Source organism: Hymenobacter convexus (assembly GCF_030580955.1).
GTDB lineage: Bacteria > Bacteroidota > Bacteroidia > Cytophagales > Hymenobacteraceae > Hymenobacter.
In genome coordinates this window covers 1-18,330 of the sequence record NZ_JAUQON010000011.1, presented here as the reverse complement: position 1 = coordinate 18,330, position 18,330 = coordinate 1, and the positions used below count along the sequence as shown (strand labels likewise).

Below are 18,330 nucleotides of genomic sequence, written 5' to 3'. Positions count from 1 at the left end.
CATTCCCAGGCCCGGCCGGCTATTCTTTCTGTTATTACGTACCCACCCACCATGCCCCGCCACCCCCTCGCCGAGTTCGAAGCCCTGCCCTACCCTATCCTCGATGTGCGCGCCCCCATTGAGTTTGCGCAGGGCCACGTGCCGGGCGCGCTCAATCTGCCGCTGTTTACGGATGAGGAGCGGGCCCGCATCGGCACTACCTATAAGCAGGTGAGCCAAGAGCGGGCCGTGCACCTGGGCCTGGAATTCTTCGGGCCGAAGATGTCGCAGATGGTGAAGCAGGCCAAAAAGCTGGCGCCGGGCAAGGAAGTGCGCCTGCACTGCTGGCGCGGCGGCATGCGCAGCGGCGCGGTGCTGTGGCTGCTGGAGCTGGCGGGTTTCAAAGTGCATTTGCTGGACAAGGGCTACAAGGACTACCGCCGCGCGGTGCTGGCTTCTTTTGCCGAGCCGCGGCAGTGGCGGGTGTTGGGTGGCCTCACCGGCAGCGGCAAAACCGACGTGCTGCACGCCCTGGCCGCCGCGCCCCACCAGCAGCCGGTGCTCGACCTCGAAGGACTGGCCCACCACAAGGGCTCGGCGTTTGGCAGCATCGGTCAGCCGGCGCAGCCCACCCAAGAGCAGTTCGAGAACAACCTGGCGGCTGCCATGCTGCACCTGCCCACCGATGCGCCGGTGTGGGTAGAAGACGAGAGCCGCCAGATTGGCCGGCTCACCATTCCACCGACCTTGTTTGAGCAGATGCGCACCGCACCGCGCTGGGTGCTGGAAGTGCCCCGCGCCGCCCGCGTGGCCAAGCTGGCTGCCGAGTACGGCGCCGAAAGCCCCGCCCTGCTGGCCGAGGCCATTGAGCGGCTGCACAAACGCCTGGGCGGCCTGGCCACCCAGCAGGCCCTGGCGGCCGTGGAAGCGGGCGACTTCCCGCGCATGGTGGAGCTGGTGCTCGATTACTATGACAAGACCTACACCTACGGCCTGGCCCAGCGCCCCGGCGAGCCGGCCCGCACCTTTGTGCCCGTAGCGGACTGCAACCCGGCCGACAATGCAGCTACTTTGCGGCAGTTAACGCAAGTGGCCAACGCCTAGCGCGGGGTCGCAGGCCCCAACTGCGGAGGTGAGCCGGGCAGTTTTGCGGTTGCTGTCGTAATTTGGGCACAGGTTAGGCCCGGCCCGGCCCTGGGCGGGGGCTATTGCCGTTTTATTCGTCACATCTTTTCCCTTTTTCAGTATTCACCACCTTTTCCCTTTTTCATGTTTACATCCCTACAAACGCAGCTGAAACGAGCTAGTCGGCTGCTGCCCGTTGCCCTGCTGTCCTCCTTCGCGGCGCACGCGCAATTAGGCTATAGCCCCACCACGGCCGTAAACGCCGCGGGTACCTATACCGACCTGGCCGCCACAGGCACGGCCATCTCCACGGCCAACACCGACGACGCCAACTCGACTGCCCAAGGCATCGGCTTCACGTTTACCTTCAACGGGACGGCGTTTACTCAGTTTGTGCTGAACACGAACGGGTTCATCAAGCTCGGGGCCACGGCTCCGTCGGCAGCCGACCTGTTTCTGCCGGAATCGATGACGGCTACCCAGATTGACCCCTTCGAAAGCACCAACGCCGCCGATGTCAACATCCTGGCTCCCTTCAATTTCGACCTGATGGCCGGCACAGCCGCCGGGGGCACGGAGTACCGCGTGGCCACCACCGGTACCGCCCCGAACCGGGTGTGCACCATTCAGTGGAAAAACGTGGCCGACAAAACGCTGGAATACGACCAGCAATACGGCTCGATGAACTTCCAAGTGAAGCTCTACGAAACCACCAACAACATCGAGTTTGTGTACGGCACCGCCGTGCAGGGCACCTTGCCTAATGACTACCGTTTTGCCGTTGTAGGCATCAAAGGCTCCAGCATTACCAATAACCAATCGATTGTGGTAACCAAGCCCGGCACCGGCACCGTTGCCTGGAGCGCGGCTACTTTTTCCACCGGCTTCTACACGACCGATGCCTTCAACTACAGCGGCAACGTGCGCCCCGACGCGGGCCGCACGTACCGCTTTGCGCCGGGTACCGTTCCTACTGCCGTCAACGACGACCCGACCACTGCCATCACGCTGACGCTGGGCACCACCTGCACGCCTACCAACGGCACCAACGTCAATGCCACTACCACCACCGCCAACGGCTACACCAACGGCACCAACCCCAACGCCGCCTGCGGCATCGCCGTGAACCCCAAAGACGTGTGGTATAAGTTTACCACCGCCGCTAGCGGCGCGGGTAGCACTTCGGCCACGATACAAGTAACCGGCAACCCTGCCGGCTACCTGCGGGCGTTTTCTACCACCGGCGGCGCTGCTGGTCCTTTCACGGAAATCGGCTGTGCCTCGGGCGGGACTAACAACACCGTTTCGGCTCCGTTGGCCTTAACCGGCCTCACCCCCAACACCACCTACTACATTTCTGTGGCTGGCTACGGCTCGGGCGATACCCAAGGTGCTTTCACCATCTGCATCACGGCTCCGGCTGCCAATGATGCCGCTGTAACGACCATCTACACGCTGGGCACGGTTTCGAGCGCCTATGGCTCGCCTGTAACGGCTCAGGTTGTCGTTACCAACGCAGGCTCTGCTGTCCTCACGGCGCTGCCGGTGACCCTGACCGTGAGCGGTGGCACTACTTATACCAACACGCAGACCGTTGCGTCGCTGGCTGTTGGCGCTTCCACTACCCTCACCTTCACCTACCCGGTGACGGGCACCACGGGTACCAATACCCTGACGGCCACCGTCCCGGCTGATGCAGTAGCCACCAACAACTCCAAAACCGCTACTCAAACCATCACCCGCACCAGCGCGAGCCACTTCCCGGCTGGCACTACCACCTACTCCGGCGGCATTGGCTCCAATACCACGGCCAACATCCTACTCCTGGCCCGCTACAGCGCCACGCCGGCCACCACCATCACCACCGTTACGCCCACCTTCCTGGGCACCACGGCCAGCACCTACCAAGTGGTGATTTACGGAGCAACCGCCACGGGCACCCCCGGCACGCTGCTCTACACTTCGCCCACACGCACCCGGCCCGCAGTAGCCGGCCCCGATGCCGTAACCATTCCCGGCACCGCAGTTAGCGGCGATTTCTACGTTGGCGTCAAGCAATTAACGACCACCAACATCGGCTTGGCCTTCCTGACCGATTCGCCGTTGCGCCCGGCTACGTTCTTCATCTCGGCCGACGGCACTACGTTCTCCGACCTCGTTGCGTCGACTTTGTCTCCCCGTTTGGCCATTGATGTAACCTTCTCGACGCCCACCGCAGCCCGCAACCAGGCCTTGGCCGCCACGGTGGGCCTGGCTCCCAACCCCGCGCACGGCAGCTTCCAGTTGCTGGTACCGGCCGGCAACCTGCACGCCGCCACTGCCACGCTGAGCAACGCGCTGGGCCAGACGGTGCTCGTGCGCCAGCTGAACCTGCCCGCCGCCGGCGGCACCGCCGATTTCAATGTGAGCAACCTCGCCAACGGCGTGTACTCGCTGACGTTGAAATCGGGCAACGACGTGGTGGTGAAGCGCGTGGTGGTGGAATAACCCCCTCCCGCTTAGCACCAAAAAAGGGCTGACCGCATGGTCAGCCCTTTTTTTATGGCCCTGGCAGAAAGGGCTGGCTAGCTAATAGGCACCTTGCGCAGAATGGCCTCAATCAAATCCTGGGTGCGGATGCCATCGGCCTCGGCCTCGTAGGTGAGCAGAATGCGGTGGTTGAGCACATCAGCGGCCACTTCTTTTATGTCTTCGGGCAGCACGTAGTCGCGGCCTTCGAGGTAAGCCACGGCTTTGGAGGCGCGGTGCAGGGCAATGCTGGCGCGCGGGCTGGCCCCAAACTGCACGGCCTGGGCAAACTCGGGAAGGTCGTAGTCGGCCGGGCGGCGGGTGGCAAACACCAGCTCGATGAGGTACTTCTCCAACGTGTCGGAAATCTGCACCTGGTTGATTTGCTGACGAATGCCGAAGATGTCGGCTTTGGTGAGAATGGGCTGCACGTCTTCCACAAAGCTGAGGTTGGCCATGCGGCGCATCACCTCCAGTTCATCGGCCTTCTTGAGGTAGTCGACGTGCACTTTCAGCATGAAGCGGTCAACCTGGGCCTCGGGCAGCGGGTAGGTGCCCTCCTGCTCCACGGGGTTTTGGGTGGCCAGCACCAGAAAGGGCAAGTCGAGCGGGTAGGTGGTGTCGCCGATGGTGACCTGCTTTTCCTGCATGGCTTCGAGCAGGGCGCTCTGCACCTTGGCGGGCGAGCGGTTGATTTCGTCGGCCAGCACGAGGTTGGCGAAAATCGGCCCCTTCTTCACCTCGAAGATGGACTGGTTCTGGTTGTAAATCATGGTGCCTACCAGGTCGGAGGGCAGCAAATCGGGAGTGAACTGCACACGCTGGAAGTGCAGGTGCAGCACCTTGGCCAGCGTGGAGATGGTGAGGGTTTTGGCCAGGCCGGGCACGCCTTCGAGCAGGATGTGGCCGCCCGTGAACAGGCCAATGAGCAGGCGACTGAGTAGCGACTGCTGCCCCACCACCACCTTGCCCATCTCGGCAAAAACCTGGCGGATGAGGGGATGATAATCGACGGGGGCAGATGCCGGAAGGGACGTATCGGAAGCAGGAAGCATAACGGAATAGCAAGCCAAATTGAGAGCCGCAAGGTAGGCATTGCGCCCGGCTGCCACCAGAAGCCTGGCCGGCCTTCATCCTTTCGCCGGCTTCGACACCCAACCGCGGGCCGCCGGCGTATAAATGCTTCGGCCGCCAGCCAGCCAGCCAGCCAGCCAGCAAACGCTGGCCAAGCGCGCGGTGATTGAATAACGCCGTGATAAAATTGAAATGTGATACCCTTCTGCACTTAATTGATGGGGTTTGCATTCCAAAATATTGCTTTACATTTACTCCTGCCGACTTTTCACCTGCCTTCTTCACCTTTTCAGCTCTTGCGCATGAAATCACTTTGTCTAAACCGTTTACTACCAGCCCTTGCCCTCATTGTAGCGTGTAGCGGCACTTTGCTGGCCCAGGGCCCCAGCACCGGCGGCCCCGCCCCCGGCACGCCCCCCGCTACCACCGATGTGCCGCTCGATGGCGGTGCTTCGCTGCTGCTGGCCGGCGGGGTGGCCTATGGCCTTAAGCGCCTGCGCAACCGTCGCAAAAAAGCCTAATTACCCCGCCGCCTGGCGTAGCTCAGCCCGACCGACGGCCTTCCTTGATTGGTAGGCCGTCGTTGTTTTGCAGTTTTGCAGTCGTCCCCATTCCCCCATCCATGCATCCCACCGCTCCCACCGCCGGCGCCCCGCCCGATAACCGACTGCTGTTTCGCTTCCTGTTCGTGGCCGGGGTGATGTATCTGGCTTGGTTTTTTGCCTACCAGCAATGGCTGGGGCCCGACGGTCGCCTCGACGCGGCGCTGTGCGGCCAGATTACCCGCGCCAGCGTGGGCCTGCTGCAAGCCGCGGGGTTCGAGGCGGCCGTGGCGCCCACCAACGGGCAGCTCGTGCTGATGAACGGCGAGCCCTCGGTGGTGGTGTACCCGGCCTGTAATGGGCTGGTTCTGTACGCATTGTTTGCTGGTTTCGTGCTGGCTTTTCCGGGGCCCTGGCGGCACAAGGCCTGGTTTATTCCGGCCGGCATTGCCCTCATCTGGGGGCTGAATGTGCTGCGCGTGGCGGCCCTGTCCATCAACCACCACTACTCGCACCAAACCGTCGATTTCAACCACCACTACACCTTCAACGTGGTGGTATACGGCTGCATTTTTGGCCTCTGGATGCTGTGGGCCCGTCGCCTGGCTCTTAATACCCCGCTCCCCCCGGATGCCTCGCCCAGCTAGTATAGCCACCGAGCAGGCCGCACCAGTGCCGGCGCGCGCACGCTGGGCACTGGTGGCCCTGTTGCTGCTGGTTTTGCTGCTGCTGGGGTTTTATGAGGAGCCGGTGGTGCTGTTTCTGACCAGTTGCTGGCAGCGGGCCCTTTCGGCGCTGGGGCTGGCGCGGCAGGCCGCCGCCTTCCAGCAGGGCATCAATGGCAGTGTGGTGAAGCGCCTGCTGCCCGCCGTAGCTACTTATGCGGCCATTTATCTGGTAGTCAGCCTGCTGTTGCTCCGCCTGCTACTGCCAGAGCAGTGGCGGCTGGTGTGGCGGCTTTACGCGGGCGCGCTGGCGGCGTACGTGGCGCTGGTGCTGCTGGGCAAGCTGGGCGGCGATGTTATTTGGGCCTACCGCCTCAGCCGGCAGCTGCTCGATTTCATCATCAGCCCCTTGCCGGTGGCCGGGCTTTTCGTGCTGATGCGAACGGGCCTGGCGGCCCCGCCCCGGGCTTAGCGCGCCTTTGGGGTTAATGCATGAATGACTGGCCGGAGCATGGCGCGCCGAATAACAAACACTCGTTAGCTTTTCGGGTTATAATGACTACTTTTGGAAACGCGTCAGTGCCCGGCTGATGTTGCTACCCCGCGCCCAGGCGTTGGCCAGTGGTTTTCAACGGGCCCGTTGCTTCCACAGCTCATCCCCTTCCCACCCATGAGCCGGTTTCATCCACTCAAAATCAAAAACATTCGCCGTGAAACGCCCGACTGCGTTTCGGTGGCGTTTGACGTGCCGGCCGAGCTGCGCGAAACTTTCCGCTTCACGCCCGGCCAGTACCTGACGCTCCGCCGCGAGCACCGGGGCGAGGAACTGCGGCGCTCCTACTCCATCTGTAGCAGCCCGCTCGACGACGAGTGGCGCGTAGCCATTAAGAAAGTGCCCGAAGGGCGTTTCTCGACGCTGGCCATGGACGGCCTGCACGTGGGCGACACGCTGGACGTGATGCCGCCGCAGGGTCGCTTCACGCCCGCGTTGCACCCCACGCAGGCCAAACGCTACGCCCTGTTTGCAGCCGGCAGCGGCATCACGCCCATCCTGAGCATTGCCAAAACCGTGCTGCTGACCGAGCCCGACAGCCACGTGTACCTCATTTACGGCAATCGGGGGCGCAACTCCATTATCTTCAAGGAAGCCATTGACGGCCTGAAGAATAAATTCCTGAACCGTCTCAGCGTGTACCACGTGCTGAGCCGCGAGCAGGGCGATAGTGACCTGTTTTTCGGCCGGCTGGACTACGCCAAGGCCACCGAGTTTCTGCAGAAGATGGTGCCCGCCGCGCAGCTCGACGAAGCCTACATCTGCGGGCCCGAAGAAATGATTCACGGCGTGAAGCAGGCGCTGGCCGAGGCCGGCGTGGCGTCGGAGAAAATTCATTTTGAGCTGTTTGCCTCTACCAAAGGCGTGGCGGCAGTGAAAGCTGCTACCCATCCGGTGGGTGAGGACGACCAGAAAAGCCAGGTGACGGTGCGCCTCGACGGCCGTGCCTACCCGCTGGCCATGTCGTACTACGGCGATACCGTGCTGGATGCGTTGCTGGCCATTGGGGTGGATGCGCCTTATTCCTGCAAAAACGGCATGTGCAGCACCTGCCGCGCCCGCGTGACGGCCGGCACCGCCGAGATGGACGTAAACTACTCGCTTTCGGAAACGGAAATTGCCAAGGGCTACGTACTTACCTGTCAGGCCCGGCCTACTACGCCGGAAGTGACAGTTGATTTTGACCAGTAAGAATTGAGATTGTCGTACAAATAAGGAACGTCATGCTGAGCGCAGCCGAAGCATCTCTACCGCAGCAGTAACCCTCTTTCATTAAATGCGTTGCGCTGCAGAGATGCTTCGGCTGCGCTCAGCATGACGTTCTCTTTGCCCAATCTTTCCACCACCATCCCACCCAATCCCATGGAAACCCTCGAAAAAGTCCTCACTCCGGAAGAACAGTTTCAGGCCCGCATCGACGCAGATATTCGCATCGAGCCCAAGGACTGGATGCCGGACGCTTACCGCAAAACTCTGATTCGCCAGATTTCGCAGCACGCGCACTCCGAGCTGGTGGGCATGCTGCCCGAAGGCAACTGGATTACGCGGGCGCCTTCGCTCAAGCGCAAGTCCATTTTGCTGGCCAAGGTGCAGGACGAAGCCGGCCACGGCCTCTACCTCTACAGCGCCGCCGAAACCTTGGGCACTACCCGCGACCAGATGCTGGCCGACCTGCACTCGGGCAAGGCTAAGTACAGCAGCATTTTCAACTACCCCACCCTGAGCTGGGCCGACATGGGCTGCGTGGGCTGGCTGGTAGATGGCGCCGCCATTCTGAACCAAGTGCCGCTGTGCCGCACCAGCTACGGCCCGTATGCCCGGGCCATGGTGCGGGTGTGCAAGGAGGAGAGCTTCCACCAGCGCCAGGGTTTCGAGGTGATGCAGACGCTGTGCGAAGGCGCGCCGGTGCAGAAGGAAATGGCCCAGGAAGCCCTCAACCGTTGGTGGTGGCCCACGCTGATGATGTTCGGCCCGAAAGACGCCGACTCACCCAACACCGCGCAAAGCATGAACTGGCGCATCAAGCGCTTCACCAACGACGAGTTGCGGCAGAAATTCGTGGACATGATGGTGCCCCAGGCCGAATTCCTGGGCCTGACCGTGCCGGATGAAAAAGTAAAGTGGAACGAAGAGCGCCAGGCCTACGACTTTGGCGAAGTGAACTGGGACGAGTTCTGGGCCGTGGTGAAAGGCAACGGCCTCTGCAACCACGAGCGCCTGCAGGCTCGCGTGGACGCCCACGAAGAAGGTGCCTGGGTGCGTGAGGCGGCCAATGCCCACGCGGCCAAGCGCGCGGCGCGGGAAGCGGTGGCGGCGTAGGGTTCTGGTGAATAACAAATTGAAAAGGCCGTCATGCTTCGCCTGCGCTCAGCATGACGGCTTTTTTAGAATCAACAAAAAGCATAATGAACCAGTCTGAATGGCCTCTCTGGGAGGTATTTATCCGTAGCAAGCAGGGGCTTGACCACAAGCACGTGGGCAGCCTGCACGCCGCCGACGCCACCATGGCCGTGCAAAACGCCCGCGACGTGTACACGCGCCGGCTGGAAGGCGTGAGCATCTGGGTGGTAGAATCGAAGCACATCCACGCGTCGAACCCCGACGACTCGGAAGCCTTCTTCGACCCGGCCGCGGATAAAGTGTACCGGCACCCCACGTTCTACGAGGTACCGGATTCCATTAAACACATGTAAGCCCGCTGTTTATGTCTGCTACTTTGCCTGAAACGCCGGCTACTTCGGTTCCGGCCGCTGCCCCGAACCAGCTGTTTCCCTTCGTGTTGCAGCTGGCCGACACCAGCCTCATTCTGGCGCACCGCCTCTCGGAGTGGTGCGGGCACGGCCCCGTGCTGGAGCAGGATTTGGCCATGGCCAACATCGCGCTGGATATGCTGGGCGAGGCGCGCAGCTACTACCAATACGCCGCCGAGCTGGAGGGCCAGGGCCGCACCGAGGACGACCTCGCCTACCTGCGTAGCGCCGTGGAATACCGCAACCCGCTGCTGGTAGAGCAGCCCAATGGCGACTTTGCGCACACCATTCTGCGCCAGTTTCTGTTCGATAATTTCCACTACCACCTGTTGCGCAAGCTCAAGGACGGCCCCAACGCCCAACTGGCCGCCATTGCCGAGAAGTCGGTGAAGGAAGCTGCTTACCACTTGAAGTGGAGCTCGGAATGGGTCATTCGCCTCGGCGATGGCACCGATGAGAGCCGCAAGCGCCTCGACAAAGCCATTGCCACGCTCTGGCGCTTCGGCAGCGAATTGACGACGCCCACCGCCACCGAAACCGCGCTGCAGGAAATTGGTGTGTTGCCCGATTACGCCGCATTGCTGACCGAAATGCAGGCGCACACCGAGCACGTTTTTGCTGAGGCCACGGTGCCGCTGCCGGCCCCTGTTTTCGCGCAGTTGGGCGGCAAAACCGGCCGCCACACCGAGCACCTGGGCTACCTGTTGTCCGAGTTGCAATACATGCAGCGCACCTACCCCGGCCTGACATGGTGACGGCCGCCGCTCCCACCGAAGCCCGCATCTGGCGGCTGCTGGAAGAAGTGAGCGACCCCGAAGTGCCGGTGCTCAGCATTTTGGACCTGGGCATTGTGCGCGGGGTGAAAGTCACGGGCGAGCAGATTGCCGTGACCATTACGCCCACCTATTCGGGCTGCCCGGCCATGAACGTCATTGCCACCGAAATCCGGCTGCGGCTGCTGGCCGAGGGCTACCCAAACGTAGTGATTCACAACCAGCTCAGTCCGGCCTGGACCACCGATTGGATGTCGCAGGCCGGCCGCAGCAAGCTGGAAGCCTACGGCATCGCCCCGCCGGTGGACGGCACGGCCACCGGCCACATGCTCAACCTTTTTGGCAAGGATACGGCCGTGCGCTGCCCGGTCTGCAAATCAACGCATACGCACCTGGTGAGCCAGTTTGGCTCGACGGCCTGCAAGGCGCACTACCAGTGCGACGACTGCCTGGAGCCGTTCGACTACTTCAAGTGCCACAACTAAGCTAAACGAATGATTATCGGAATTATCGGCAGCGGCGCCATGGGCGCGGGCATCGCCCAGGTAGTGGCCGTGGCCGGGCATGAAGTTTATCTGCTCGACCAAAGCAGCGCAGCGTTGGAGAAAGCCACCACCGGCATCGCCGCTGCGCTGCGCAAGCAGGCTGAGAAAGGCAAAATGACGCTGGAGGCAGCAGAAACTGCCATCACCCGTGTGCACCCGACTTCCGATATGCAGGATTTTGCGGGCTGCGGGCTGGTGCTCGAAGCCATTGTGGAAGAACTGAGCATAAAGCAGCAGGTATTCAAGCAAGTCGAAATCGTGGTGTCGGCCGACTGCATCCTGGCCAGCAATACTTCGTCGCTGTCCATTGCGTCCATCGCGGCGGCCTGCCAGCGGCCGGAGCGGTTCATTGGCATTCACTTCTTCAACCCCGCTCCGCTGATGGCGCTGGTGGAAGTTATTCCCGCGGTGCAGACGCGTGAGGGTTTGGCCGAGGAAATGCGGGCGCTGGTGCAAAGCTGGGGCAAGCTGCCGGTGCTGTGCAAAGACACGCCGGGCTTCATCGTGAATCGCGTGGCGCGGCCGTTCTACGGCGAAGCCATCCGGCTGCTGGAAGAAGGCGTGGCCGACACGGCCACCATCGACTGGGCCATGACGGAGCTGGGCGGCTTTCGCATGGGCCCGTTCGCGCTGATGGATTTTATCGGCCACGACGTGAACTACCGCGTCACGGAATCGGTGTTCACCGCCTTCTTTTTCGACCCGCGCTTCAAGCCGTCCTTCACCCAAAAGCGCCTGTTCGAGGCCGGCTACTATGGCCGCAAAACCGGCCGTGGCTTCTACAGCTATGCCGAAGGTGCTCCGCTGCCTGAGCCCAAGCGCGACGAGGCCTTGGGCAACCAGATTTTGACGCGCATCCTGGCTATGCTCATCAACGAAGCCGTGGACGCGCTGGCCTTCAATGTGGCTTCGAAAGCCGACTTAGAACTGGCCATGACTAAGGGCGTGAATTACCCCAAAGGCCTCTTGGCCTGGGCCGATGAACTGGGCCTGCCGCAGGTGCTGGCCACACTGGACGCACTCTACGACGAGTACCACGAAGACCGGTACCGCGCCAGCCCGCTGCTGCGCCGCATGGTGCGCGCCGGCCAGACGTTTGCCGACCGGTAGCCCGCCTCACGGCAGCAGCCGGATGATGAAATTCTTGAGCGGGTTCTTCTTGATGATGGTGACCAGCTGGCCGTTAGCGTACTGGTACTCGTCCTCGCGGCCGTCGCGCACGGCGCGGATGGTGCCGTCTTTGGCCCGGCTCATGGCGAAATAATCGCCGAAATATTCCGCGAAAGCCCGGGTTTGGCCAGCGGGCTCCGCGAAGAATAGATTGGTGACGGCGTAGCGGATAGGCTGTTTCTCGGTGGCTTCGTAGTGGTGTTTGTACTGGTCAGCTAAGATGGTGTAATAGTCGCCCTTCCACTCGGTGCGCGACTGGAAATCACCCTGGTTGGTGTGGGCTTCCACGGTGGATAGCAGCAGCTGGCCGTTGCGGAAGCGGTTCATCACCTGGTAGTAAATCTTCAGGTGGTAGAATAAGAAGTTCACTTTCACGTCGCTTACCAGCGTGTACACTTCCTCTGCGCCGACGGGCGGTTGGCGCGTGGCCGTCATGGTGCCCACGCGCAGGCCGGCCACTTCGATGGCGTAGCGGCGCACCTCAGCGGCCGGCTTGGCTGGCTGTTGGGCGTGGCTAATAAGCGGGAAAGCGCAAAGGCAGAGCAGCGTGGGCAGCTTTTGCATGGGTTGTGACAACAAAAAGAGAACGTCATGCTGAGCAAAGTCGAAGCATCTCTACCGTGCAAGTAATTCATCCGATTGGGTTTACTTACACGGTAGAGATGCTTCGGCTGCGCTCAGCATGACGTCCTGACAAGACAGTTCAACAACCGCTAATTAGCAGCAGCCGCCTCCGTCATAGTGGAACGTGGAGGGCGACACGAAGATGTCGTTGCGGCCGAGGGCGAGCAGGGCGCCGGCGGTTTTGTCGCATACGGCCAGAGGCTGGTTGGCCATCAGCACGTGGCCTTTCTGGTCGTCGAACAACTCTTCGCCGCCGTAGTAGATGGCGGTGCGGCCCGTGAAAATGCATGGCCCGTCGGCCGGCATGGGGTCTTTGATGGCGCACACTTCCACGCTTTCGATGTAGATAAGCTCATCGGTGGCGTAGTGGCCGGGGGCCAGCACGCGGTAAGCGCGCTTGGCGCGCACTTCCACGGTGCCGAAGCCGACTTCGGTAATCATATTCAAATACTCCTGCAGCGGCAGCGAGCCGGTGAGGCAGAGGGCGCGCAGGCGCTCGTCGGCGCGCAGCTCGTCGCTCATGGGCTGCTCGCAGGTGGGGTCCGACATCACGAGACGGCCGTGGGGCTTGAGCACGCGGTAGGTTTCCTGCAGGGCGCGCCGGAGGTCGTCGGCTTTGAAGATGTTGAAGAGGCAGTTTTGGGCGGCCACGTCCACGCCTTCGTCCTCTACCGGCAGGTGCAGGGCGTCGCCGGCCCGCAGGTCGATGAACTCGCTGCGGAACCAGTCGTTTTCCTGCTCGGCGGTTTCCATATTCTGGCGCGAGGCTTCGAGCATCTCGTCTACCACATCGACGCCGATGACGGCGCCAGGGCGGCGGCTGAAATAGGCAAACTGCAGCAGCTCCATGCCGCCGCCCACGCCCACGTAGAGCACGGTGGGGCTGTTGGTGAGGTCGCGCGGGTTGACGGTGCTGCCGCAGCCGTAGTTCATAGCCAGCATGCGCTTGGGGATGCTCAAGCCAGGCAGCTGCCACACGGGATTGGTGGTGCAGCACAGGCCCACCTGGGGCTCCTGGGCGGCCTGGCGGTACACGTCGGCGGTGGTATCGAGGTAGCTCATTTAGTGAAGTTTTATAGAGCGCGGTTATGATAAGTTGTCTTGATAAAGCACGTCATGCAGAGCGCAGCGAAGCATCTTGCTCGCTGCCACTAATCATTATGATTAGATTGATTGCGTTGCGCGGTAAAGATGCTTCGCTATGCTCTGCATGACGTGCTGTTTCGGACCGTGCGGGCTCTACTGCTGGTTCAGCTTCCAGTTGTAGTCGAGGTAGCTAATGGGCGTTTTCTCGTCAATCTTGGTGGTGGAGTACTTGTTCACCCACTTCGCCACCGACTGGCCGTTCTTGGTCCAGTCGCCCTTGTACCAGTCGAAGTATTTCGACAGCTGAGCGCTGTTCTTGGCAATCTTGTTTTTGGCCGGATTGTTCAGGAAATCCTTGCCCTGGTCGTCGAGCTGCGCGTCGAGCCTGGCGGCGGTGTAGGCCTCGTTGCGCAGGCGCGGGCAGCTCATGGAGGCGCACACCAGCGCGAAGTGGATGCGCGGGTCGTCGTACTTCTTCCGCAGGGTGCCGTGCTCGATGTTATCGAGGCTCATTTTCTCGCCGCCAATGCTGAAAAACTTGATGGCCCAGGGCGTGGTGACGAACGGAATCTTGATTTTCGAGCCAATGTCCTTGATGCTTTCCACGGGGTAGTGGTCGAGGATGAGGCGAATGGTGTAAGCGTTGTAGGCGTTTATCCAGAAGGCCATTTGCTCCTGCTTGCTGGCGCTGCTGCCGGGCTTGTTTTTGCTCAGCAGGTCGAGGTATTGGTTGAAAACCTTTTCGTCGGTCTTGAAGCCCTTGTAATCGACCAGGCCTTTGTCGTTGACGTGCTTTTTGAGCAGTTTATCGAAGGCTGAATGGTCGACGGCGGCCGTGGCGCGGGGGGCCACCACGGCGGGCCGGGCGCCGGCGGCATTGGCCGGCGCAACGAAAGTTGCAGCCGCCGCGAAGGCGCTGGCGGCGAGGAAAGCGAAGGCAGTTTTTTTCATAAAAAGGTCGGTGGCCGGAATATACGGGCGGGGGCCACGAAAAAGATTGACCGTGCCCAAACTCACCTTTGCCGCGCCTGCGTAAGGTCGGGTAAATAACCGGCGCCAAGTTTGCCGAAAAAGCCGGAAGTTGCGCTTCCTTTCCCGCCTGCCATGACCTTCAGCGTTATCATTCCTACCTACAACGAGGCCGCCGGCATTGCCCGGCTGGTGGCCGATTTGCGCCGCTACGCCCCCGCCGACGAGGTCGAAATATTGGTGGTTGACGCCCCCAGCCCCGACGGCACGGCCGCCCAGGCCAGCCAGGCCGGTGCCACCGTGCTGGTGAGCCCCAAGCCCGGCCGCGCCGCCCAGATGAACCACGGCGCCGCCCACGCCACCGGCGACATTCTGTATTTTGTGCACGCCGACGTCGGCATTCACCCCGATTTTGTGGCCACCATCCGGCAAGCGGTGGCCGATGGGCACGAGGCTGGCTGCTACCGCTTCCGATTCGATTCGAAGCACCCGCTGCTGCGCATCAACAGCTACGGCACGCGCTTCAAAGGCATCATGAGCCGCGGCGGCGACCAGACTTTGTTCATCACCAAGGCCTTATTCCAGCGACTGGGGGGCTTTAATGAGCGGTTTGTCATCATGGAGGACTTCGAAATCATCCGGCGCATCCGGCGCGTGGCCTCGTTCTACATCGTGCCGCAGGACGTGGTGGTGTCGGCCCGGAAGTACGAAACCAACAGTTGGCTCCGCGTGCAGCTGGCCAACCTCACGGCCTTCACCATGTTCTTTCTGAACGTGCCGCCGCCGCGCATTGCCCGCACCTACAAGGCCCTGCTCAACTACCGCTGATGCCTGGCCGCGTACTCGTAACCGGCGCCAACGGCTTCCTGGGACGCCATTTGGTAGAGGAGTTGGCGCGGCGCGGCCACGCCGTGCGGGCATTGCTGCGGCCCGGCACTGCCCCACCCTTCCCACCGAAATGGAACGTGGAATATTGCGAAGAGGACTTGGCCCGGCCCGCTAATATTTCCCGTTTAACCAATTTGGCCGACGGCTGCGAATGCCTTATTCACGCGGCAGCCTTGGCCCAGGTGAACCCGGCCCGTAATCCGGAGGTGATGCTCACCAACATTGGCGGCACCGAAAATGCGCTGCGGATGGCCCGAAAGGCTGGCATTAAACGCTTCGTGTACGTGGGGACGGCCAACGTTTTTGGCTTCGGCACCAAGCGCAAGCCCGGCGACGAAACCTGGCTCTACGCCGGCCGGGGCTACGGCCTCGACTACATGGATAGCAAAGTGGCCGCTACGCAACTCGTGCTACTGGCCATTCAGCAGGAAAAGCTGCCGGCCGTGCTGGTGCATCCCACCTTCATGCTGGGGCCGGGCGATGCCAAGCCGACCTCCAACGCGCTGCTGCTGGAGCTCTACCACGGCCGCCTGCCAGGCTACCCGCCCGGCGGCAAAAACTACGTGCACGTACGCGACGTGGCCGTGGCCACCGTTAACGCGCTGACGATGGGACGCGTGGGCGAGTCATACATTCTGGGCAATGAAAATTTGAATTATCGTGAAGCTTTTGCGCTGATTGCCGGCGTATTGGGCGTGGCGGCGCCGCGGTGGCCTATTCCGGCCGGCCTAGCCACAATCTACGGACAGCTCTGCGACGTAAAGACCAAGCTGACCGGCCGGCCAGCCCAGCTGAACGCGGCCATGGCGGCCGTGGCCAACGACGGCCATTACTTTACGGCCCAAAAGGCCCGCACCGAACTGGCCCTGCCCCAAACCCCCATCACCCACGCCGTTGCCGAAGCCTTCGACTGGTTTAAAATCCACCACTATGTTTGATGCCGGGCCGGCCGGCCGCTCCGGTTTATTTGCCGGCAAGGTGGCCATCGTCACGGGCTCCGAGTCGGGCATTGGCCGCGAAACCGCGCGCCTGCTCTGCGCAAATGGCGCCGCCGTGGTGCTCAACGGCCGCAACGCCGAGCGGCTGGGCCAAACCCGCGCCGCTTTGGAAGCTGCCGGTTTTGCCGTGGCTAGCTACGTGGCCGACGTGACCGATTACGCAGCTTGTGAGCAACTTGTCAACACGGCCATCGACGCCTTCGGCCGGCTTGATATTCTGGTGACGAATGCCAGCATTTCGCAGCGCGCGTATTTCGCGGATATGCAGCCGGAAGTATTCAAGCAGGTGATGGACAGCAACGTGTACGGCTCGGTGTTTCCGCTCAAAGCCGCGCTGCCGCACCTGATTAAGTGGCGGGGCAGTGTCACGTTTATTTCCTCCATATCAGCCCTGAATGGCATGCCCAGCGGCTCGGCCTACTGCGCGGGCAAGGCGGCGGTGGCCAACCTGGCCCACACCCTGCGGCTGGAGCTGGCCGGTACGGGCGTGCATTTTGGCGTGGTGCACATCGGCTTCACCCAAAACGACCCCGAAAAGCGCGTGCTGGCCGCCGACGGGCAGCCCGTACCCATTGCCCACCGCCCCCCGCGCTGGCAGAAAACCCAGGCCGAGGTGGCCGCCATCATCGTGCGGCACATTCGGCGGCGGCGGCAGCGTACCGTTATTTCGGCGCTGGGGCAGCTGATTGTACTGGTGCACACCTACTTCCCCCGTCTCGGCGACTGGGTGGTACTGACTACCATTCGCCGGATGCGACATTTTTATGAATGACGCGGTTGGTAAATCTGCGGCCTTCGGCTTTCTCGTAAGGTTCGGCAGCCGGCCTCGTCCAATAACTTGCGGCCGTTTTTACGGTTGCGTTTTCGCCGCACTATCCAGGTCCTCTATTAAGTTGCATGATTAAGTCCCTCAAAGCCACCGGCAATCAGCTTGCCGATTCTGCCTTCCAGCTCACCGTGCTGCGCCGCGAGGTGGCCGAAACGCTGCACCTGCCGCTCTTCCACGAGAAGCTGCGCGAGGCGGCGCTGTTTCCGCTGACGCCGGTGGCGCCGGCGGTGCTGCAAATCAACGTGGGCAAGATGTGCAACCAGGTGTGCAAGCACTGCCACGTGGATGCCGGCCCCGACCGCAAGGAAATCATGACCCGCGAAACAATGCAGTATTGCCTCGACGCGCTGGCCCAGACCGACATCCCGACGGTGGACCTCACTGGCGGCGCGCCCGAGATGAACCCCGATTTCCGCTGGTTTGTGGAGGAAATCAGCAAGCTGGGCCGCAAGGTGCTGGTGCGCTGCAACCTCACCATCATCGTGGCCAACAAGAAATACCACGACCTGCCCGAGTTCTTCAAAAAGCACGGCGTGGAAGTGGTGAGCTCCCTGCCCTTCTACAGCGCCGCTAAAACCGATAGCCAGCGCGGCGACGGCGTGTTTGAAGACTCCATTCGGGCCCTAAAAATGCTGAACGCCGTGGGCTACGGCCAGCCCGGCACCGGCCTGGTGCTGAACCTGGTATACAACCCCGCCGGCGCCTTTCTGCCCGGCTCGCAAAAGGGCCTGCAGGACCAGTTCAAGAAAGCGCTGATGCGGGACCACGGCATCGTGTTCAACGAACTGTTCGCCATCACCAACATTCCCGTGAGCCGCTACCTCGATTATTTGATTGAGTCGGGCAACTACGCGGGCTACATGGAAAAGCTCGTCAACGCCTTCAACCCCGTGGCGGCGGCCGGCGTGATGTGCCGCAACACCATTTCGGTGGGCTGGGACGGCGGCCTCTACGATTGTGACTTTAACCAGATGCTTGACCTGCACGTGGCCAGCACCGTGCAGCACATCCGTGACTTCGACGCCGCGGCCCTGGCCCGGCGCCCCATCGTCGTCAACCAGCACTGCTATGGCTGCACGGCTGGCAGCGGCTCCAGCTGCGGCGGCGCGGTGGCGTAAAGGCAGTTCTATTTTGTAGAGACGCGACACTTCGCGTCTTCGCGTTTTTTTTCGCTCGGTGTGGCCCGTCCCGGACCCTGTGGAAGTCCCCGTCCGCCTTCTTTTTTTTGGGCGCTGCCGTCACCTGTCTCCCC

Annotated in this window: 19 protein-coding genes; 15 read left to right on the top strand and 4 right to left on the bottom strand. The window is 61.9% G+C overall.

Annotated elements, in window-relative coordinates:
* The first annotated feature begins 51 nt into the window (after positions 1 to 51).
* Both mnmH and Q4S41_RS20075 read left to right on the top strand, forming a co-directional pair.
* Positions 52 to 1,083: a tRNA 2-selenouridine(34) synthase MnmH gene (gene mnmH, locus Q4S41_RS20080; protein WP_305032922.1), complete on the top strand. Its 1,032-nt coding sequence runs from the start codon at positions 52 to 54 to the stop codon at positions 1,081 to 1,083.
* A 165-nt stretch (positions 1,084 to 1,248) separates the two neighbouring features.
* Positions 1,249 to 3,591, top strand: a complete 2,343-nt coding sequence (locus tag Q4S41_RS20075; protein ID WP_305032921.1) for a T9SS type A sorting domain-containing protein — start codon at positions 1,249 to 1,251, stop codon at positions 3,589 to 3,591.
* Positions 3,592 to 3,668: 77 nt separating this feature from the next.
* Here Q4S41_RS20075 and Q4S41_RS20070 read toward each other — a convergent pair whose 3' ends face one another.
* The gene (locus Q4S41_RS20070; RefSeq protein WP_305032920.1) at positions 3,669 to 4,667 is read right to left on the bottom strand and encodes an AAA family ATPase; all 999 of its coding nucleotides are present in this window, start codon (positions 4,665 to 4,667) and stop codon (positions 3,669 to 3,671) included.
* 321 nt (positions 4,668 to 4,988) lie between these two features.
* On the opposite strand from Q4S41_RS20070, the gene Q4S41_RS20065 reads away from it, so the two are divergent.
* The 9 genes from Q4S41_RS20065 to Q4S41_RS20025 all read left to right on the top strand — a co-directional run bounded on the left by Q4S41_RS20065 (position 4,989) and on the right by Q4S41_RS20025 (position 11,624).
* Positions 4,989 to 5,207: a PID-CTERM protein-sorting domain-containing protein gene (locus tag Q4S41_RS20065; RefSeq protein WP_305032919.1), complete on the top strand. Its 219-nt coding sequence runs from the start codon at positions 4,989 to 4,991 to the stop codon at positions 5,205 to 5,207.
* A 101-nt stretch (positions 5,208 to 5,308) separates the two neighbouring features.
* Positions 5,309 to 5,875: an exosortase X gene (gene xrtX / locus Q4S41_RS20060; RefSeq protein ID WP_305032918.1), complete on the top strand. Its 567-nt coding sequence runs from the start codon at positions 5,309 to 5,311 to the stop codon at positions 5,873 to 5,875.
* Positions 5,859 to 6,365 carry an XrtX-associated membrane protein gene (locus Q4S41_RS20055; RefSeq protein WP_305032917.1) on the top strand — a complete coding sequence of 169 codons (507 nt, stop codon included), beginning with the start codon at positions 5,859 to 5,861 and terminating at the stop codon, positions 6,363 to 6,365. Before xrtX ends, Q4S41_RS20055 begins: the two co-directional genes overlap by 17 nt.
* Positions 6,366 to 6,563: 198 nt before the next feature.
* Positions 6,564 to 7,637, top strand: a complete 1,074-nt coding sequence (gene paaE / locus Q4S41_RS20050; protein WP_305032916.1) for a 1,2-phenylacetyl-CoA epoxidase subunit PaaE — start codon at positions 6,564 to 6,566, stop codon at positions 7,635 to 7,637.
* 171 nt (positions 7,638 to 7,808) lie between these two features.
* On the top strand, positions 7,809 to 8,765 hold the full coding sequence (gene paaA / locus Q4S41_RS20045) for a 1,2-phenylacetyl-CoA epoxidase subunit PaaA (RefSeq protein ID WP_305032915.1): 957 nt from the start codon (positions 7,809 to 7,811) through the stop codon (positions 8,763 to 8,765).
* 86 nt (positions 8,766 to 8,851) lie between these two features.
* Positions 8,852 to 9,139, top strand: a complete 288-nt coding sequence (gene paaB / locus Q4S41_RS20040; RefSeq protein WP_190928204.1) for a 1,2-phenylacetyl-CoA epoxidase subunit PaaB — start codon at positions 8,852 to 8,854, stop codon at positions 9,137 to 9,139.
* 11 nt (positions 9,140 to 9,150) lie between these two features.
* The gene (gene paaC, locus Q4S41_RS20035) at positions 9,151 to 9,951 is read left to right on the top strand and encodes a 1,2-phenylacetyl-CoA epoxidase subunit PaaC (protein WP_305032914.1); all 801 of its coding nucleotides are present in this window, start codon (positions 9,151 to 9,153) and stop codon (positions 9,949 to 9,951) included.
* On the top strand, positions 9,945 to 10,454 hold the full coding sequence (gene paaD, locus Q4S41_RS20030; protein WP_305032913.1) for a 1,2-phenylacetyl-CoA epoxidase subunit PaaD: 510 nt from the start codon (positions 9,945 to 9,947) through the stop codon (positions 10,452 to 10,454). Before paaC ends, paaD begins: the two co-directional genes overlap by 7 nt.
* 9 nt (positions 10,455 to 10,463) lie before the next feature.
* Complete coding sequence (locus Q4S41_RS20025; RefSeq protein WP_305032912.1) at positions 10,464 to 11,624, top strand: 3-hydroxyacyl-CoA dehydrogenase NAD-binding domain-containing protein; 1,161 nt, start codon at positions 10,464 to 10,466, stop codon at positions 11,622 to 11,624.
* A 6-nt stretch (positions 11,625 to 11,630) separates the two neighbouring features.
* On the opposite strand, the gene Q4S41_RS20020 is transcribed toward Q4S41_RS20025, so the two are convergent.
* The 3 genes from Q4S41_RS20020 to Q4S41_RS20010 all read right to left on the bottom strand — a co-directional run bounded on the left by Q4S41_RS20020 (position 11,631) and on the right by Q4S41_RS20010 (position 14,345).
* A complete protein-coding gene (locus tag Q4S41_RS20020; RefSeq protein WP_305032911.1) occupies positions 11,631 to 12,248 on the bottom strand; it encodes a DUF6134 family protein in 618 nt (205 codons plus the stop codon).
* A 153-nt stretch (positions 12,249 to 12,401) separates the two neighbouring features.
* Positions 12,402 to 13,370: an arsenosugar biosynthesis arsenite methyltransferase ArsM gene (gene arsM / locus Q4S41_RS20015; protein WP_305032910.1), complete on the bottom strand. Its 969-nt coding sequence runs from the start codon at positions 13,368 to 13,370 to the stop codon at positions 12,402 to 12,404.
* Between the two features lie 177 nt (positions 13,371 to 13,547).
* Positions 13,548 to 14,345, bottom strand: coding sequence for a DUF547 domain-containing protein (locus Q4S41_RS20010; RefSeq protein WP_305032909.1), 798 nt, complete (start codon positions 14,343 to 14,345; stop codon positions 13,548 to 13,550).
* A gap of 153 nt (positions 14,346 to 14,498) precedes the next feature.
* Between Q4S41_RS20010 and Q4S41_RS20005 the strand changes: the two genes are divergently transcribed.
* The 4 genes from Q4S41_RS20005 to arsS all read left to right on the top strand — a co-directional run bounded on the left by Q4S41_RS20005 (position 14,499) and on the right by arsS (position 18,196).
* Positions 14,499 to 15,191, top strand: a complete 693-nt coding sequence (locus tag Q4S41_RS20005; RefSeq protein ID WP_305032908.1) for a TIGR04283 family arsenosugar biosynthesis glycosyltransferase — start codon at positions 14,499 to 14,501, stop codon at positions 15,189 to 15,191.
* A complete protein-coding gene (locus Q4S41_RS20000; RefSeq protein ID WP_305032907.1) occupies positions 15,191 to 16,189 on the top strand; it encodes an NAD-dependent epimerase/dehydratase family protein in 999 nt (332 codons plus the stop codon). The genes Q4S41_RS20005 and Q4S41_RS20000 overlap by 1 nt, the downstream gene beginning before the upstream one ends.
* Entirely contained in the window at positions 16,182 to 17,021 is an 840-nt protein-coding gene (locus Q4S41_RS19995) for an SDR family oxidoreductase (protein WP_305032906.1), read from the top strand. The genes Q4S41_RS20000 and Q4S41_RS19995 overlap by 8 nt, the downstream gene beginning before the upstream one ends.
* A 128-nt stretch (positions 17,022 to 17,149) precedes the next feature.
* Entirely contained in the window at positions 17,150 to 18,196 is a 1,047-nt protein-coding gene (gene arsS / locus Q4S41_RS19990; RefSeq protein ID WP_305033055.1) for an arsenosugar biosynthesis radical SAM (seleno)protein ArsS, read from the top strand.
* The last annotated feature ends 134 nt before the right edge of the window (positions 18,197 to 18,330 follow it).

Bases quoted from the DNA above. Each gene is read 5' to 3' on its own strand.
- mnmH (WP_305032922.1), top strand. From the start codon at position 52: ATGCCCCGCCACCCCCTCGCCGAGTTCGAAGCCCTGCCCTACCCTATC.
- Q4S41_RS20075 (WP_305032921.1), top strand. From the start codon at position 1,249: ATGTTTACATCCCTACAAACGCAGCTGAAACGAGCTAGTCGGCTGCTG.
- Q4S41_RS20070 (WP_305032920.1), bottom strand. From the start codon at position 4,667: ATGCTTCCTGCTTCCGATACGTCCCTTCCGGCATCTGCCCCCGTCGAT.
- Q4S41_RS20065 (WP_305032919.1), top strand. From the start codon at position 4,989: ATGAAATCACTTTGTCTAAACCGTTTACTACCAGCCCTTGCCCTCATT.
- xrtX (WP_305032918.1), top strand. From the start codon at position 5,309: ATGCATCCCACCGCTCCCACCGCCGGCGCCCCGCCCGATAACCGACTG.
- Q4S41_RS20055 (WP_305032917.1), top strand. From the start codon at position 5,859: ATGCCTCGCCCAGCTAGTATAGCCACCGAGCAGGCCGCACCAGTGCCG.
- paaE (WP_305032916.1), top strand. From the start codon at position 6,564: ATGAGCCGGTTTCATCCACTCAAAATCAAAAACATTCGCCGTGAAACG.
- paaA (WP_305032915.1), top strand. From the start codon at position 7,809: ATGGAAACCCTCGAAAAAGTCCTCACTCCGGAAGAACAGTTTCAGGCC.
- paaB (WP_190928204.1), top strand. From the start codon at position 8,852: ATGAACCAGTCTGAATGGCCTCTCTGGGAGGTATTTATCCGTAGCAAG.
- paaC (WP_305032914.1), top strand. From the start codon at position 9,151: ATGTCTGCTACTTTGCCTGAAACGCCGGCTACTTCGGTTCCGGCCGCT.
- paaD (WP_305032913.1), top strand. From the start codon at position 9,945: ATGGTGACGGCCGCCGCTCCCACCGAAGCCCGCATCTGGCGGCTGCTG.
- Q4S41_RS20025 (WP_305032912.1), top strand. From the start codon at position 10,464: ATGATTATCGGAATTATCGGCAGCGGCGCCATGGGCGCGGGCATCGCC.
- Q4S41_RS20020 (WP_305032911.1), bottom strand. From the start codon at position 12,248: ATGCAAAAGCTGCCCACGCTGCTCTGCCTTTGCGCTTTCCCGCTTATT.
- arsM (WP_305032910.1), bottom strand. From the start codon at position 13,370: ATGAGCTACCTCGATACCACCGCCGACGTGTACCGCCAGGCCGCCCAG.
- Q4S41_RS20010 (WP_305032909.1), bottom strand. From the start codon at position 14,345: ATGAAAAAAACTGCCTTCGCTTTCCTCGCCGCCAGCGCCTTCGCGGCG.
- Q4S41_RS20005 (WP_305032908.1), top strand. From the start codon at position 14,499: ATGACCTTCAGCGTTATCATTCCTACCTACAACGAGGCCGCCGGCATT.
- Q4S41_RS20000 (WP_305032907.1), top strand. From the start codon at position 15,191: ATGCCTGGCCGCGTACTCGTAACCGGCGCCAACGGCTTCCTGGGACGC.
- Q4S41_RS19995 (WP_305032906.1), top strand. From the start codon at position 16,182: ATGTTTGATGCCGGGCCGGCCGGCCGCTCCGGTTTATTTGCCGGCAAG.